Consider the following 14,325-nt stretch of genomic DNA (forward strand, 5'->3'; position numbering starts at 1 on the left):
ATCGCTTTCCCACAGGCTCCAGCAGAGCTCCAAGCAGCGGCGGCTTGACGCTTATCCGCGTGGGATGTCTTGTCGGCCAGGACGACCTCGGGCCTGGTACCTGGCCATCAGCGCGGTGAACACCCGGGTGACTCCACTCCGCGAGGCGCCCGACCGGGCCCCGCAGTTGCCGCCGGGCGCCGCAGGGGTTGCGGTGCGACGCCCGGCGACCGCCGGGATCAGGAGTTGCGCCTGATGGTCTGCCGGATCCAGCCCGCGTACGCGGGCGCGCTGGTGTAGAGGCCCGGCCCCGCCGAGCACGGGACACCGGGGGTGCCCGGACCCGAGGTCACTCCGATGAGCTCCCACCGCCCGTGTCGGCCCTTCTGGAGCTGCGGCCCGCCGGAGTCCCCGAAGCACGCCATGGCCGCGGGCACGCGGCTGATCGTGCACAGCCGGGTCCGGTCGGCGTATCCGGGGGCGCATTCGGTCTCGGCGCCCCGGCGCGTCTGGAGCTCCCGCAGCCGCTCCGGGAACTTCAGTTCGGTGTCGGAGGTGGTGCCGAATCCCAGGATCCGGGTCGGGGTGCCGGGCCGTCCGGCCCGTTCCGCGATCCTGACGGGCTTCTCGGAGACGGGGCGGTCCAGACGGACCAGGGCGAGGTCGTCCCTGTTGGCGGCCTTCCCGTCACCGTTCACGTAGCCGGGGTGGACGAAGGTCCGCTCGATGGCCCGGACGGTCCCCCCGGACTTCCGGTCCGTGCTGCCGATCCGGACGAGGCCGTCCAGCTGAAGCCCGTCCCCCTGCAGGCAGTGGGCCGCCGTCAGTACCCACTGCGGATCGATCAGCGAGGCTCCGCAGTTGCCGTCGTACAGCCCCTGCTCGGGCGCCGACTCCGGGATCACCGCCATGAACGGGTAGTGCTCCGTCGGCTCGGTCCCGTTGACGATGGCTCCGGCGCTGCCGGCCATCAGCGTGGCGCACGTTGCCACCGCGAGTGTGCCGACCGCGGCCGTGCGGGCCGCCCGGCGGCGGACCGACTTCATGCTGAACATCCAGGGGTTCCCTTCCTTCGTACATCTGAATGTTCCAACCCTGTTCGTCCCGAGGCCGGCCGGACCATCCGGCCGGCACCCGGAGACGGTGGGGACATTCCCCCGCCGGTTGCGGGGGACGACCCCCGGAGCAGGACGGTGGGAGGCCTCAGCGCGGTCCGCGCCGCAGCGCATGAAGATCACTGCATCGGCTCGGGAAGCCGCCGCATACGAGGAGTGATCACCATGCACGGGTACAGGAAGTCGATCGGCCGGCGAGAACTGCTCGCGCTCACGGCGCGCTCACCGCCACGGCGGTGGCCGCCCCGGTGGCTTCCGCGACCCCGTCCCCACCCTTCGTACCCGGCGCACCCCCCGCGTCCCCCGCGTCCCCCGCGTCCCCCGCAGGCGTCGTACGCTCCCTGGAGCGGGCCGCGAACCCGCTGTGCCGCACGGATCCCGGCGGTTCGACGGCGGACCTGCGGGCGCTGGGCGCCATGGTCGGAGGCGCGAAAGTGGTGGGCCTCGGCGAGGCCACGCACGGTTCGCACGAGTTCTTCGCCATGAAGCACCGCGTCTTCCAGTACCTCGTCGACAGTGGGCGGAAGCGGCCGTCCGCGCTCAGGTGGGGCTTGCTGGTGGACCCGCCCCGCGAGCGGCCCAGGCCCTCGCCTCCCGCACCACCTCCACCAGGCGGGCGACGAGACCCTGCCACGGCGTCTCGTCCTGACGTCCGATCCGTTTGGTCCCTTTTGACCCCTGGGTCGGGGCCGGGGCTGTGGCGTTCGCAGACGGTCTGCCACGGCTCGAAACATCCAGGCAGATCACATCGCTGCACCCCGGCCCGCACCCGGTGCAGAATCCCGTCGATCACCTGCCGGTGATCCCGCCACCTGCCACAACGCCCGTTGCTGACCGGCAGGACCGGCCGAAGCCGTTCCCACTCGGCATCACCCAGATCACCCCGCCCCATGCCCACAGGAACGACTCGGGCACGGAGTAGTCACATGATCGGCCGGACAGTCCCAGACATTCAGCCCGGGGAGACGAACCCGGACTCGTACGCCGCGATCATCGCCTGGGCGCGGTCCCGCGGGAGATGGACGCTGCCGTACGACTCCGCCGCGGCGTATCCTGCGCCCGTGGAACTGCGCTTCGAGACGCGCCGGTCCGACTCGCCGTGGGTCGACACCGTGTGGACCTGCACCAGCGAGCAGGTCACCGCGATGACGTCCGTCGCAGGGGTGCGCTGGGGCCTGGTGTTCTGGGAGCAGGACGGCCGGGCGTACGCGGCCATCACTGGTCCCGAGACCCGGACCGGCACGGCGCCGGTGCCTGAGGGCGCGACCTTCACAGGCATCGAGTTCGCCGTGGGCACCTCGTTGCGGGCCGTGCCCACGCCGATGCTGGTCGACGGCGGTGTCGAGCTCCCCGACACCACGCGCCGGACGTTCCGGCTGGACGGCGCGCGCTGGGAGACGCCCGGCCCCGACGACGCCGAGGCCCTGGTCGAGCGTCTCGTCCGGGCCGGGACGGTGGCCCGTGACCCGCTCGTCGCCGAGGTGCTGCGGGGGCACCGCCCGGACGTCTCGGGACGCACGGTCGAACGCCGGTTCCGCGCCGCGACCGGGCTGACGCGGGGCGCCGTCCGGCAGATCGAGCGGGCGTGCACGGCGGCGGAGCTGCTGGCGGCCGGCGACCCGGCCGCCGACGTCGTCACCAAGCTCGACTACTTCGACGAGCCGCACCTGGCCCGGGCACTACGCTCCTACGTCGGGCGCACTGCCAGGCAGCTGCGTGAGGGCACCGGCGGCGCGATCGCCCTCGACCTGAATCAGCGCTTGACGTCGTAGACCACCTTGAGGATCCCGTTCGAGTAGCTCTCCGACTCCCGCAGCGTCAGCATCTGCTTGTCGCGGTCGGCCCGGCCGAACAGGCTTTTGCCGGCACCGAGCAGCACTGGGAAGACGAGCAGGTTGTACTGGTCGATGAGGCCCGCGTCCGACAGCCGCCGGGCCAGCTCCGCGCTCCCGTGGATGAAGATAGCGCCGCCCTCGCCCTCCTTGAGCGCGGCGACGTCCTGCGTCGAGCGCAGGATGGTCGTCGGCCCCCACCCGTCGACGAGGGCGTCGTCGGACAGCGTGGTCGACACCACGTACTTGGGCAACTCCTTGTATGCGGCATGGTCCTGCGAGCCGGGCCAGACCGGCGCGAACGCCTCGTAGCTGCGGCGGCCGAACATCAGCGCCGTCGTGTCGGCGAGTTCCTCGCCCTTCAGCGACCATGCTTCTGGGACGAACTCGAGGTCCTTGACCACCCAGCCGCCGCTGCGGTGCTCCTCCCCCGGTCCGCCGCCGGGCGAGTCCACGATGCCGTCGAGCGACATGAAACCGGTGTAGACCAGGTTACGCATAATGCTGTCTCCTCATGCTCGGGCGAGCTGCTGGGTCCACGCTAGATCGGCGGCCGCGGGGCTGTCTTGGACGAAAACGACAGCGGGTTCACAACGCGCACCGGAGCACCGCCGCGACCGGCCGGCCCTCGGGGACGTCCTTCTTCACATCTCAGTGGCTGAGCAGCGTCGGACCCGTCTCCGGGTCGTCGGGTCATTGACCGCCATCGGCGCATCCCCGGCTGGCGCGGCGGTGCGGGTGCGGGCAGCGTGGATTGCGCAGGCGCACGAGTGCAGAGTGAGGTGGCAATGGAATCCTCCGAGAGGCCACGGGTGGTCGTCGGTGTGGACGGATCCCCTTCGTCGTACGCGGCATTGCGGTGGGCGGACCGCTACGCGCGTACCACCGGTTGTGCCGTGGAAGCGATCCACGTCTGGGACACGCCGTCCTCCCGCGGCTGGAGCGGACCGGCGATCGATCCCGACTTCGACCTGCAGCAGGCCCGGGAACGTTTCGCGGAAGAGCTGGGCGCCGTCTTCCCTGGCGAGCGCCCTCCCGGACTGACGGAGCACCTCGTCGAGGGCGACCCGTCGGAGGTGCTGATCCGGGCGTCGGAGGGGGCCGAGCTCCTCGTCGTGGGCCGCCGGGGCCGGGGCGGCTTCGCCCGGGCCATGCTGGGATCGGTCAGCCAGCGCTGCGCCCAGCACGCGGCGTGCCCAGTGGTAGTGGTGGGTCAGGAGCAGGATCGCGTCCATTGACCCAGGGCACCGGACACCCGTCTGCCGGCTCACGAGGTGGAAGACGGAACAGAGCGAGGAGATGGCAGCTCAGGATGCCGTGTCAGGGCGTTGCCCGTGATCGGCGACCTGCTGAACACAAAGATCCACCTTGCTGCCGACGACCGCTGTCGGACGCCGGCCTTCGTTCCGCCATCCCGCCAGGGCCGCTGGCCGGGAGTAGGCCACCACTTGCTCTCAGGGCTGCAAGTGCGGGTCAGCGGCGTCAGGGCCGGTGCCCCCGGCCCGTTCTCTGAGGTTGTGCGTCCTCCAGGCACGGCACCGGGTGGAGTGTTCGGCGTGATCGGGCCCGGCCCTTCGGGCGCGGGGATCAACGACCGTACGACACGGGGAGATATGGGCCATCGGCCACGGCGACCACGTTGGCCGGAGAAATGAGGAGCCCGGATTGTCAGTCCTCCCGGCTATGGTGCCGTCCACCAGTGATCACCACCAACCGTCCGGCCCGCCTCTGAGGGACAACCGATGAGTTCCTTCGCTCTTGTAGCCACTTCCCCGGCTCGCCTCGTCTGCAGGATGAGGTCGTCTCGTGAGCGGGTCCCGGACACCGTCGAAGAGGAATCACATGTCTGATGCGTGGGGCATGACTCCCCTCAACTGGCGTGATCCGGCCGAGGTGCGTCGTCGGCTGGTCGCAGGCGCCGATCCGAACGCGCGGTTGTTCGCACTCCGTGTGACGCCGCTGCATGAGGCCGTCACCGCGGAGGCGCCGGGTGACGTCGTCGACGTCCTGGTCGCGCACGGGGCCGACGTCGACGCGGCGGACGCAGAGGGGGCGACGCCTCTGTGGGAAGCCGTGCGCTGGGGCAACCGGAGCGCTGCCGAAGCCCTGCTGCGGGCGGGGGCCGATCCGTGGCTTCCTGCCATTGCGGGGCGGTCTCCTGGCCACCTGGGCCTCGACGGGCCGCTCACTGACCTGTTCGCCGGTCTGCCTGGAGCGCCGTCGATCAGTGTGAGGGAACGGGACCAGCAGACTCGGGCGGACGCGTTGATCGCCTCCTATGAGTGGGCGGGATACTGGGCCGGACTCGACCTGGCGTTCGTCGCAGACGTCGACGAGGACGAGCTGATCAGGCGACTCGGTGGGGAACCGGCGCGGTGCCCGCTCACGGACAGCCCCTTCATGGCGATGGTCGAGGATTCACACGCCGACTGGGCCGACGACGAGGACGACGGCGAGCCTGAGCACTCGCCGACGGACTTCGATTTCGAGGCGTGGGTGGCACAGCGCGACGGCGGTGCGGTGCTGATCGGCGCCGCGGCGTCGTCCGACTCCCTCTGCGCCCGGATGTCGGCGGGCACCCGATTGGCCACCGTGTTCTTCAACCCGAAGGGCTCCTGCTATGTGTACTGCTGGGCCGACGGCCGTACAGTGCGGCAGTCCGAGCCCGCCGGCTACCCCGCGGACCCCTGGCCCGAGGAATGGCTGCACCGATTCGGCCACCACGCACACGCCTCGTCCCACGAGGCACGGGCCCTCGCCTTCATGACCGCCTACACGGGGGTGCGCATCGACGAACAGTGGCTCATCCGTGCCCCCAAGCGTGGAGTTCCCCGCTCCAGAACGCAGGACCGCCCTCAGCAGCCCCCGAACTGATCCACCTGCAGTCCGGTGAAACGCCTCCGCCCCCACCCGCTCAGCCATCAACACCCCGACCAATACAGGGTAGGTTCCCTGTTCACGGCCTTCTGCAACGCCCTTTGAAGACAGGCGGGTGATCCCGGGAGCCTGTCCCGCCCCACCTACCGGCCTTTTGTCAGTCGGGATCCTTCGGAGGTGCGGCGGTAGAGCACTGATCGGCCGGATCGGGTGCGGGCGACGAGGCCGGTCCGCTGCAGTACGCCGAGGTGGTACGAGACCGTGGCGGGGCTGAGGAAGTGACGTGCGGCCAGCTGCGTGGTGGAGGCCGGTTGCGTGAGCGCGGCGAGCAGTCCGGCGCGGGTGGGGCCGAGTAGCTGGGCCATCTCGGTGGAGGGGGCCGTTGGAGCGATGGTGCCGGCCATGGCCTTGTCGCGCACGGGATGGACGAGCATGGGGGGCCGGCCTCCGTCGCGTGTGGGGTCCACGGCCACGGCCGGCCGGGGTGCGATGAGTGACGGCACGACGACCACCAGGGGCACCGACAGCGCGATCCGGAACTGGCTCTCGACGCGCAGGGTGCCCTCAGCCCACCGGATGCCGGGATGCAGGGAGTTGAAAAGCCTGGCCGCTCCCTGCCGGGCCAGTACGCCGGCGCATCGGTCGACCTCCGCGTCGAGTGTGGTCTTGGCGGCCTCCCAGTGCGGGGCGAAGGCCAGCGCCCAGTAGCGGCGTAGCTCGTCCGCGGCTTGCCGGGCCACGTGTGCACCACCTCGTGCCATGGCCCGCTGCACGCCGGTCGACAGTTCGGAACCGGCGAGGCCGTTACGCGGCCGCCCGTTGCGTAACGCCTCAAGCTCGCTCAGCACACGCTCGGGCGGTGTGCGCCGGACCCGCTCCAGCTCCTCCTCGACGGTGGGCGAGGGCCCGGTGGGGTGCGGACTGAGGAAGTCGGGCACATACCCTGCCCCGTCCAGGGCGAGTTCGGACAGCAGCGGCAGCCGGGCCCGGCGCAGCACGCGCCGTGCCCGGGCGACCCAAGGGTCGGCATCAGGGGCCGGTTGCAGACCCCAGGACAACAGCGTCGCGACGACCTCGTGCAACGGCGAGACGGCGAAGCGGGACCGGGCGAGTCCGACGGCGTCCACGGTGAGCTCGATCATGCCCCTCCCACTGTCCGGACGCGCGGTCCCGCGACGACAACCCTTCGAACCTGATCGAATCGTGGCACAAAACGTCGCGGCGGCGCGCCTGATCGGCGCAGGCTGATGGCCCACAGTTTGGTGACCGATGGAGCCGCCTATGGCGACACGGGACCAACGGGAAAGCCGGCTCACTGCCGCATGTGAGAAAGGGAGAAATGAAGTTGCGCAAACACTTGACCGTAGGCCTGCTCTCCGCTGCGTTCATCGGCAGCACTCTCGTGGTCGCGCCGACCACACAAGCCGCAGTCACGTCCTGCTACGGCAGCGCGAAGTCGTACACCAAACCAGCAGATGTCAGGTGGTACCCCAGCACAGGCCGACTCACCACGACGAGCAACTGCGCCGACATCAACATCAAGCCCAACCAGTCCGCCTATGTGGAGGTGTGCTTCTACCCGACGTCAGGGGGCAGCACGTGCAACTCCTATAAGTACGCACCGGCAGGTCAGTGGACCGTGGTGGCCACCGACGTAAGAGACGGCACCCGATTCCAGTTCCACTTCGCCTCGGGCGCGTACAACTCTGGCATTTGGGCCGGCTAACGGTCCTGTCGACTCAGCAGCAGGCAGCCCCTCAACGGCTGTTTGCGGGACTGAGGCCGAGACCGTCGAGCCGGCAGAGCCATGGCCGGCGAAGGCGGTGGACGACCGGCTGATCGACGAGCTGGTGTCCCGCGCCCAGGCCGAGAACCTGTAGTTGACCGGCGAGGGCGGGCTGCTCCAGCAGCTGACCAAGCGGCTGCTGGAGTCCGCGCTGGAGGTCAGGATCACCGAACACCGGCCGGAAAGAACGGCGGCAACAACCGTGACGGCACCCGGGCAGGACCGTCCTGACGGACGTCGAGCCGGTAGAGATGTCCGTGCCGCGAGACCGTGATGGATCGTTCGACCCGCAAATCGTCATGAAGCGGCAGGAGCTTCTGACCGGCGTGGACGAGATGGTCATCTCCCTGTCACAAAGCGCTGACCGCGGGCGAGGTCCAGGCTCACCTGTCGGATGTCTGTGGCGCCGGGGTCTCCCGCCAGACGATCTCGACGATCACCGACATAGTCATGTACGGCATGGCCGTCTGGCGGAATTCCCCGCTCGACGCGGTGGATCCGGTGTTCATCGACGCCATTCACGTGAAGATCCGGGTTCTGTCGCCGATCTTGCGATCCGGACGGTTGAACGGCTCGCACTGGCTGTTAGTGATCACGCGTCGCGTGCTCTCGCAATGCGCTTTCGGCGCTGTTTCCGCATCTGTCCGCGCTGCTGATCGGGGTGGGTCGAGAGGCAGCCGGACAAGGTAGTGCTCAGGACGCGGGTACGGGCGACAACCGCGGTCTGCCGGTGCGGCCGGGACTCTCAACGAGTGCACGGCCGGTACGAACGACGGCTGCGTGATGTTGCCGTGGGAAGGCTCGGTGTCGCTTACAGCACGGTCTTCAAGCGGCCCATTTACGTGGCCTTGGCCGCCACAGTCGAGGGCCGACGCAATATTCGGGGCCGTGGGCCGGCGACGGACCTGTCCATCGGTGTGGTCTCCGTGCGCCCCCGCAGGCGCCTCGCCCTGATGCTGGCGCAGCTCCGCCAGCACCAGGAGCTCCAAGCCGGCCCACCTCGCCGGCGCCGCAGGGAGGCAGAGGTCGCACAGCAGGACCCGCCCGGGCCGCACTTCCAGGTCGTCCTGTTGACGAGGCCGTGGCCAGTCTCGGGTGGGGTGCGTTGGTTGCGGGTGGCACGCGTGCACCAGAGTGTCATGCGGTCACCGGCGGGATGATCCACCAGGCCGCCCGGCAGGCTGACCTTCTCGCCACTCTCCCAGTCCTCGATGCGCCAGCCGTTCTCGAACGAGTCGGTTCGTCCACGGTCCCCAGGAGGCAGCGACGACCGGCTGTGCACCTTGCGCATAGGCGATGGGCGTCGGAACCCGTGCGGCGCGGCCGAGCGCCGTCATGCACCCGTGCGGCGTCACACCTCCGCGTCGGTCCACTGATCCAGCAGAAGGTCGCCGAGGTCTCCGCCGGCTTCGGCGCTGTCGTGCAGGGACTGTTCGGTCCAGATGACCTTGCCGCGGCCGGTGTAGCGGGTGCCCCAGCGCTGGGTGAACTGGGCGACGAGGAACAGCCCGCGTCCGCCCTCGTCGGTGGTCTTGGCCCGGCGCAGGTGCGGGGAGGTGCTGGAGCCGTCGGCGACCTCGCAGATCAGGCTGTTGCGGTCGTGCAGCAGCCGGAGCCGGATCGGTGCGGCGCCGTACCTGATGGCGTTGGTGACCAACTCGCTGATCACCAGCTCGGTGGCGAAGGCGACATCGTCGAGGTCCCAGGCTTCGAGTTGGCGGGTGACGTCGGCGCGCACCGGCGCTACTGCCTCGGGGTCGGAGGGCACGTCCCAGTCCGCGACCTGCTCCGGGTCCAGCAGCCGGGTCCGGGCCACCAGCAGGGCGACGTCGTCGCTGGGGCGCGCCGGCAGCATCGCATCGACCACCGCCTGGCAGGTTTCCTCCGGGGTGCGGTCGGCGGCGCCGACCAGAGCGGTGCGCAGCAGGTCCAAGCCCGTGTCGATGTCGCGGTGGCGGTCCTCGACGAGCCCGTCGGTGTACAGGACCAGTCGGGAGCCTCTGGGCAGTTCCAACTCGGCGGTCTCGACGGGCAGGCCGCCGCCCACGCCCAGCGGCGGCGATACGGGCACCTCCGGGTACTCCACGCTGCCCTCCGCATACACCACGGCCGGTCCCGGGTGCCCGGCCCGGGCGATGGTGCAGTGCCCGGTGACCGGGTCGTAGACGGCATACAGGCAGGTGGCGCCGGTGACGCGCCGCGCCTCGTCCTCGGCGGCCTCGTCGTGGTCGATGCGGGCGACGAGCTCGTCCAGGTGGCTGAGGAGCTCATCGGGGGACAGGTCCAGGGAGGAGAAGTTGTGCACCGCGGTACGCAGCCGGCCCATGGTGGCCGCGGCGTGCAGCCCGTGGCCGACGACGTCACCCACCACCAGTGCCACCCGGAAGCCGGGCATCGGGATGACATCGAACCAGTCCCCGCCGACCCCGGCCCGGGCCGGCAGGTAGCGGTGAGCGACCTCCAGAGCGGACTGCTGGGGCAGGACCTGCGGCAGCAGGCTGCGCTGCAAGGTGACCGCCATGGCGTGCTCGTGGGTGTAGCGGCGGGCGTTGTCGACGGCCACCGCGCCCCGGGCGGCCAGCTCCTCGGCGAGAGCCACGTCCTCCTGTCCGAACGGCTCGCTCTGCGAACGCCAGAAGTTGGCCATCCCGAGCACCACCCCACGTGCCCACAACGGCACCGTGATCAGCGAATGGAAGCCGTGGTCGAGAACTTTGCGGGCGTGCTCGGGGTTCTGGGCGCGCCAGCCATCGGCAGAGGACAGATCCGGCTCCAGGACCGCGTGTCCGCGTGTGATGCCGGCAGCCATGGGGGTGGCGGGGGCGAAGTGGATCAGCTCCCCCACGGGACTGAGAGGATGGTTGCCCTCCAGGCCGACGACGGCGGTGCGGCGCATGTCCGTGCTCACGCCGTCCGGCTCCTCGCCCCGCAGGACCGGGTCCAGCAACTCGACGGTGACGACGTCGGCGAACCGTGGCACCGCCACCTCGGCCAGCTCCTCGGTGGTCCGCACCACGTCCAGCGTGGTGCCGACCCGCATCCCGGCCTCGTAGAGCAGTTGCAGCCGCTCCCGGGCGATCTCGGCCCGCCCCGTCAGCGCCCGCAGCTCGGTGGTGTCGCGCAGTGTGGCCACGCTGCCCGCCGGACCGTCGCGCTGATCGACGGGACGGACGTTGACGGCCAGCAGACGGTCCCCGGCCAGATGCACCTCGTCGGTGGCCGTGTGCCCGCCGGCCAGCACCTCGCCGACGTCCGGAGCCAGGCCGAGATCGCGGACCTGGCGCCCCTCGGCATCCGGGGGCAGATCCAGCAGCCGCCGTGCCTCGTCGTTCGCCAGCAGCAGCCGCCCGTCGCCTCCGACGATGAGCACACCTTCGCGGACCGAGTGCAGTACCGCGTCGTGGTGCTCGTACATCCGGGTCATCTCGACCGGGCCGAGGCCTCGGGTCTGACGCTGCAGCCGCCTGGTCACCAGAGCCGACCCGCCCGTGGCCAGGACGAAAGCGCCGGCCGCGGCGCCGAAGAGCATCGGCAGCTGCCGTTCCGCCGCCTTGTTCACGTTCTGGACCGTGATCTCGGGGGACACGATGCCGGCGACCGAGCCGTCCGGCCGGAAGACGGGGACTGCCGCGTACACGGACAGGCCCAGGGGACCCACCTCGACTTCCGTGAAGGTCTTGCCCCGCGCCGCCGCCTTGTAGGGGCCCACGACGTGTTTCCCGATGAGTCCCGGGTCCCGGTGGGTCACGCGAATCCCGTCCGGCGTCGCCACCACGATGTTGTCGACGCCGGACCGCTTGCGGGCCGCCTCGGTACGCGGCTGCAGTGCCGCTGTCGGGTCGGGGCCGTCCAGGGCTTCCGCCACGCCCGGGGAGTTCGCGAACGCCTCGCCGGCGGCCACCACCTCGGCGCGGGCCGCCTCCGTGCTCTGGTGCCGGGCCTGCAGCACCAGCGCCACCACCGTCGCGGCGATGAGCAGCACGGCCACCGCCAGCTGCAGGAGAAACACCTGACCGGCGACGCTGCGTGGGCTCAGCAGGGACCGCAGCCGCTGCCCGGGCGACCGGTGCGGGACATCCCGTCCGCCCGCGGATGGGACCGGCGGCCCGGATTCCGGGGGAGGAACCCCTCCCCGGATCCGTGTACGGGAAAAGCGGGAAGCCGGTGCCGGGAACCGACGGCAACCTCTTGCCTCGTCCATCTTCTCAGTCTGTCAGCACGAGAAGGGATGAGGGCGTCCGCGACCAGACCGTTCCCGCGGTCGGCGAACCGTGCTCCGATCGCGGCAAGACGCGGTGGCCGGGTCCGTCCAGCCGGCCGGACGACGTGTCGGTCAGCCGCGTCGCGCATCCTGGAGGGCGGGCTCCGCGCCTGCACCCACTACAGGCTCGGTACCCGCCTGGTCCATCTGGCGAACAGGCCCGCCGCCGCACCCTGACGTTCGTCGAACCGTCAGCCCCGACGCGCTGGGATCGCCAGCAGTGCCACAGCGCACACGAGCGCGGCCGCAGCGAACACGTAGAACACAGTGGTCGGCCCCATCGCGGCGTCCAGAATCCAGCCGCCCAGCAACGGTGCCACGATCGCACCGCCACGTCCGAAGCCGGACACACAGCCCAGCGCCGTGGCGCGGGCCGAGGCCGGATAGCTGGACGCGACCCAGTCGTTGAGCATCGTCAGCGCCGATTGGGCGCCGACACCGGCGAGTGCAGTGACGCCGAGGATCACGGCCGTGCTGCCGCCCTGCGACAGACCCAGTACGGCGACCGCGGCAAGCACGGCGCTGCCGGCGGTGACCACTCGCGGTCCGATCCGGTCTGCAAGGACGGCGAGTGCGAAGGAGCCGACGACGGCTCCGAGGTTCAGGACCAGTGTGAAGCGCAGGGCCGAGCCGAGCGGATAGTCCATCTCGCGCATCAGCTGGGTCAGCCACGTGTTCAGGCCGTACCAGGCGAGCAGGACCGCGAAGTTACCCACGGTGAACAGGACGGTGTGCCGGGCATAGGCTCTGGAGAGCACGGTCCGGACACCGGCCGCCTCGCTTTCGCGCTGCCCGCCGTCGACAGCGGCGGCGATGGCCGCGGCGGCGGGAAGCGGCCGGGACTCCGGCAACAGGAAGTACGCGGCGGCGACCACGAGCGCCGACAGGACGCCGCCGACGCCGAAGAGACCGCGCCAGCCCAGGGTTTCGCCCCACGTGGTAGCGGTCAGCGCGGACAGGACACCGCCGACGGGGATGCCGGCGAGCACCACGGTTGCCACCAGCGCGGAACGGCCGCGCGGCGCGTATTCCTTGCTCAGCGCGACACAGGACGGCATCACACCGCCCATGCCGGCGCCGGCGAGCAGCCGGAACAGGCCGAACTGCCAGGGCTCCGCGGCGAGCGCGCACGCCACCGTGAACACGGTGAAGACGGTGCCCGCGGCCACCAGGAGGCGGCGCCTCCCCAGCCGGTCGGCGAGCGTGCCGCACACCAGGGCGCCGATGAGCATGCCCACGTAGGCCAGGCTGCCGAGGGTGCCGGCGAGGGACTTGTCGAGCCCCAGTGCGTCGTCGCCGAGCATCGCGGGCAGCGCCACGCCGTAGACGATGAGGTCGAACCCCTCCACGGTGATCGCCGCCGTACACAGGGCGACGACCGCCCAGGCCGCCGGTGATCGCGAAGGGGCGGAGGAGTGGTGGGCGGGAGCCTGAGCGTCGATGGTCATGCAGCCACATCCTGTCGGGGGAGCCAAAACCTCAGGACGCGGTGAGCGCGCCCCGGTGTCCCCCGGCGCCGCGCGGGCGACCTGTCGGTGACCGGATGGAATCAGCGCGGTTACGCAGAGAGCAACCATTGAAGGCCATCAGTTCCGCAGAGCGGAACTACTCCCTCACGGCACGGGCATCGGACGTCATAGGGCTGCCTCCATTCGCCGTACCGCCTCCAGCAGCACCACCGCTGCCTCGTCCAGGTGCGTACGCGTGAAACGCAGGGAGGGTGCCGACACCGTGAGCGCGGCAACGGCGCGCCCACCGGGCTCGCGGACGGCGGCGCCCACCGCCGACAAACCCCGCTCGGTGTCGCCGATGTTGATCGCGTATCCCCGGCGGCGTACCGCGGCGAGCCGCCGGTGCAGCGCCTCGGGGTCCGTCGCCTCGCCCTGGTCGCCCTTGGCCCCGTAGATCTCGGCGAGTTCGGCCACGGTCAGATCGGCGAGCAGCGCCTTGCCACCCGAGGCGAGATGCGCGGGCAGAACGGCACCCGCGCGACTGCCGACGCGCAGTGCGTGCGTGCCTTCGATGCTGTGCAGGAAGCGCGCCTCAGCCCCGGAGCGCACCACGAGGTGCACGGTTTCCCCCAGTTTGCCGTTGAGCCACAGCATGTGGGGCCGGGCGGTCTCGATGAGTTCGTACTCGGAGCGCTGCGACATGCCGAGGTGATAGAGGGCGGGCCCCGGCCGGTACGCCCTGTCGGCACCCTGGACCGCGAAACCACGGCCGCGCAGGGTGGCGAGCAGTCGGTGCGCGGTGGAGCGGGCGACGCCGAGTTGGTCGGCCGCGTCGCTGAGCCGGAGGCGGCCGTTCTTACGGAGCAGGAGCAGCAGCGTCAGGGCGTTCTCGACGGATTCCAGGCCTGGGGCGTGGCCCGCACCGGAAGCGTTCGGCACGCCGGTGGCCGAGTCGGTTGAAGCGGATGCGACTGTGCCCGCCTTTGTGCCGTTCGGCGCGTCTGCCTGTGCCGGGAAGTTCCTC

The 14,325-nt window shown here is 70.7% G+C and carries 11 protein-coding genes and 1 pseudogene; 5 read left to right on the top strand and 7 right to left on the bottom strand.

Annotated elements, in window-relative coordinates:
• Positions 1-218: 218 nt before the first annotated feature.
• Entirely contained in the window at positions 219-1,034 is an 816-nt protein-coding gene (locus tag IE260_RS38585; RefSeq protein ID WP_189880562.1) for a S1 family peptidase, read from the bottom strand.
• 271 nt (positions 1,035-1,305) lie between these two features.
• Positions 1,306-1,986 carry a transposase gene (locus tag IE260_RS43285; protein WP_189880564.1) on the bottom strand — a complete coding sequence of 227 codons (681 nt, stop codon included), beginning with the start codon at positions 1,984-1,986 and terminating at the stop codon, positions 1,306-1,308.
• Between the two features lie 169 nt (positions 1,987-2,155).
• Between IE260_RS43285 and IE260_RS38595 the strand changes: the two genes are divergently transcribed.
• Complete coding sequence (locus IE260_RS38595) at positions 2,156-2,866, top strand: helix-turn-helix domain-containing protein (RefSeq protein WP_189880565.1); 711 nt, start codon at positions 2,156-2,158, stop codon at positions 2,864-2,866.
• Here IE260_RS38595 and IE260_RS38600 read toward each other — a convergent pair.
• Positions 2,848-3,426, bottom strand: a complete 579-nt coding sequence (locus IE260_RS38600) for a dihydrofolate reductase family protein (RefSeq protein ID WP_189880567.1) — start codon at positions 3,424-3,426, stop codon at positions 2,848-2,850. The two genes, IE260_RS38595 and IE260_RS38600, sit on opposite strands and share 19 nt — an antisense overlap.
• Positions 3,427-3,714: 288 nt before the next feature.
• Between IE260_RS38600 and IE260_RS38605 the strand changes: the two genes are divergently transcribed.
• Both IE260_RS38605 and IE260_RS38610 read left to right on the top strand, forming a co-directional pair.
• Entirely contained in the window at positions 3,715-4,164 is a 450-nt protein-coding gene (locus IE260_RS38605; RefSeq protein WP_189880569.1) for a universal stress protein, read from the top strand.
• A 604-nt stretch (positions 4,165-4,768) separates the two neighbouring features.
• Positions 4,769-5,800 carry an ankyrin repeat domain-containing protein gene (locus IE260_RS38610; protein ID WP_189880571.1) on the top strand — a complete coding sequence of 344 codons (1,032 nt, stop codon included), beginning with the start codon at positions 4,769-4,771 and terminating at the stop codon, positions 5,798-5,800.
• A 146-nt stretch (positions 5,801-5,946) separates the two neighbouring features.
• Here the strand turns inward: IE260_RS38610 and IE260_RS38615 are convergent, their stop codons facing one another.
• A complete protein-coding gene (locus IE260_RS38615; protein ID WP_189880573.1) occupies positions 5,947-6,945 on the bottom strand; it encodes an ArsR/SmtB family transcription factor in 999 nt (332 codons plus the stop codon).
• 197 nt (positions 6,946-7,142) lie between these two features.
• On the opposite strand from IE260_RS38615, the gene IE260_RS38620 reads away from it, so the two are divergent.
• The gene (locus tag IE260_RS38620) at positions 7,143-7,529 is read left to right on the top strand and encodes a hypothetical protein (protein ID WP_189880574.1); all 387 of its coding nucleotides are present in this window, start codon (positions 7,143-7,145) and stop codon (positions 7,527-7,529) included.
• Positions 7,530-7,626: 97 nt separating this feature from the next.
• Positions 7,627-8,123: pseudogene (locus tag IE260_RS38625) on the top strand (transposase); the annotation flags it as partial.
• 817 nt (positions 8,124-8,940) lie between these two features.
• Here the strand turns inward: IE260_RS38625 and IE260_RS38630 are convergent.
• The 3 genes from IE260_RS38630 to IE260_RS38640 all read right to left on the bottom strand — a co-directional run bounded on the left by IE260_RS38630 (position 8,941) and on the right by IE260_RS38640 (position 14,240).
• Complete coding sequence (locus IE260_RS38630) at positions 8,941-11,598, bottom strand: SpoIIE family protein phosphatase (protein ID WP_229881739.1); 2,658 nt, start codon at positions 11,596-11,598, stop codon at positions 8,941-8,943.
• A 443-nt stretch (positions 11,599-12,041) separates the two neighbouring features.
• Positions 12,042-13,298, bottom strand: a complete 1,257-nt coding sequence (locus IE260_RS38635; RefSeq protein WP_189880578.1) for an MFS transporter — start codon at positions 13,296-13,298, stop codon at positions 12,042-12,044.
• A gap of 186 nt (positions 13,299-13,484) precedes the next feature.
• Entirely contained in the window at positions 13,485-14,240 is a 756-nt protein-coding gene (locus tag IE260_RS38640; protein ID WP_229881740.1) for an IclR family transcriptional regulator, read from the bottom strand.
• Between the last annotated feature and the right edge of the window lie 85 nt (positions 14,241-14,325).

It is taken from the genome of Streptomyces viridiviolaceus (assembly GCF_014650995.1).
Classification (GTDB): domain Bacteria; phylum Actinomycetota; class Actinomycetes; order Streptomycetales; family Streptomycetaceae; genus Streptomyces; species Streptomyces viridiviolaceus.

Excerpts from the sequence above, each read along its gene's own strand:
- IE260_RS38585 (WP_189880562.1), bottom strand. The coding sequence starts at position 1,034 with ATGTTCAGCATGAAGTCGGTCCGCCGCCGGGCGGCCCGCACGGCCGCG.
- IE260_RS43285 (WP_189880564.1), bottom strand. The coding sequence starts at position 1,986 with ATGGGGCGGGGTGATCTGGGTGATGCCGAGTGGGAACGGCTTCGGCCG.
- IE260_RS38600 (WP_189880567.1), bottom strand. The coding sequence starts at position 3,426 with ATGCGTAACCTGGTCTACACCGGTTTCATGTCGCTCGACGGCATCGTG.
- IE260_RS38605 (WP_189880569.1), top strand. The coding sequence starts at position 3,715 with ATGGAATCCTCCGAGAGGCCACGGGTGGTCGTCGGTGTGGACGGATCC.
- IE260_RS38610 (WP_189880571.1), top strand. The coding sequence starts at position 4,769 with ATGTCTGATGCGTGGGGCATGACTCCCCTCAACTGGCGTGATCCGGCC.
- IE260_RS38615 (WP_189880573.1), bottom strand. The coding sequence starts at position 6,945 with ATGATCGAGCTCACCGTGGACGCCGTCGGACTCGCCCGGTCCCGCTTC.
- IE260_RS38620 (WP_189880574.1), top strand. The coding sequence starts at position 7,143 with ATGAAGTTGCGCAAACACTTGACCGTAGGCCTGCTCTCCGCTGCGTTC.
- IE260_RS38635 (WP_189880578.1), bottom strand. The coding sequence starts at position 13,298 with ATGACCATCGACGCTCAGGCTCCCGCCCACCACTCCTCCGCCCCTTCG.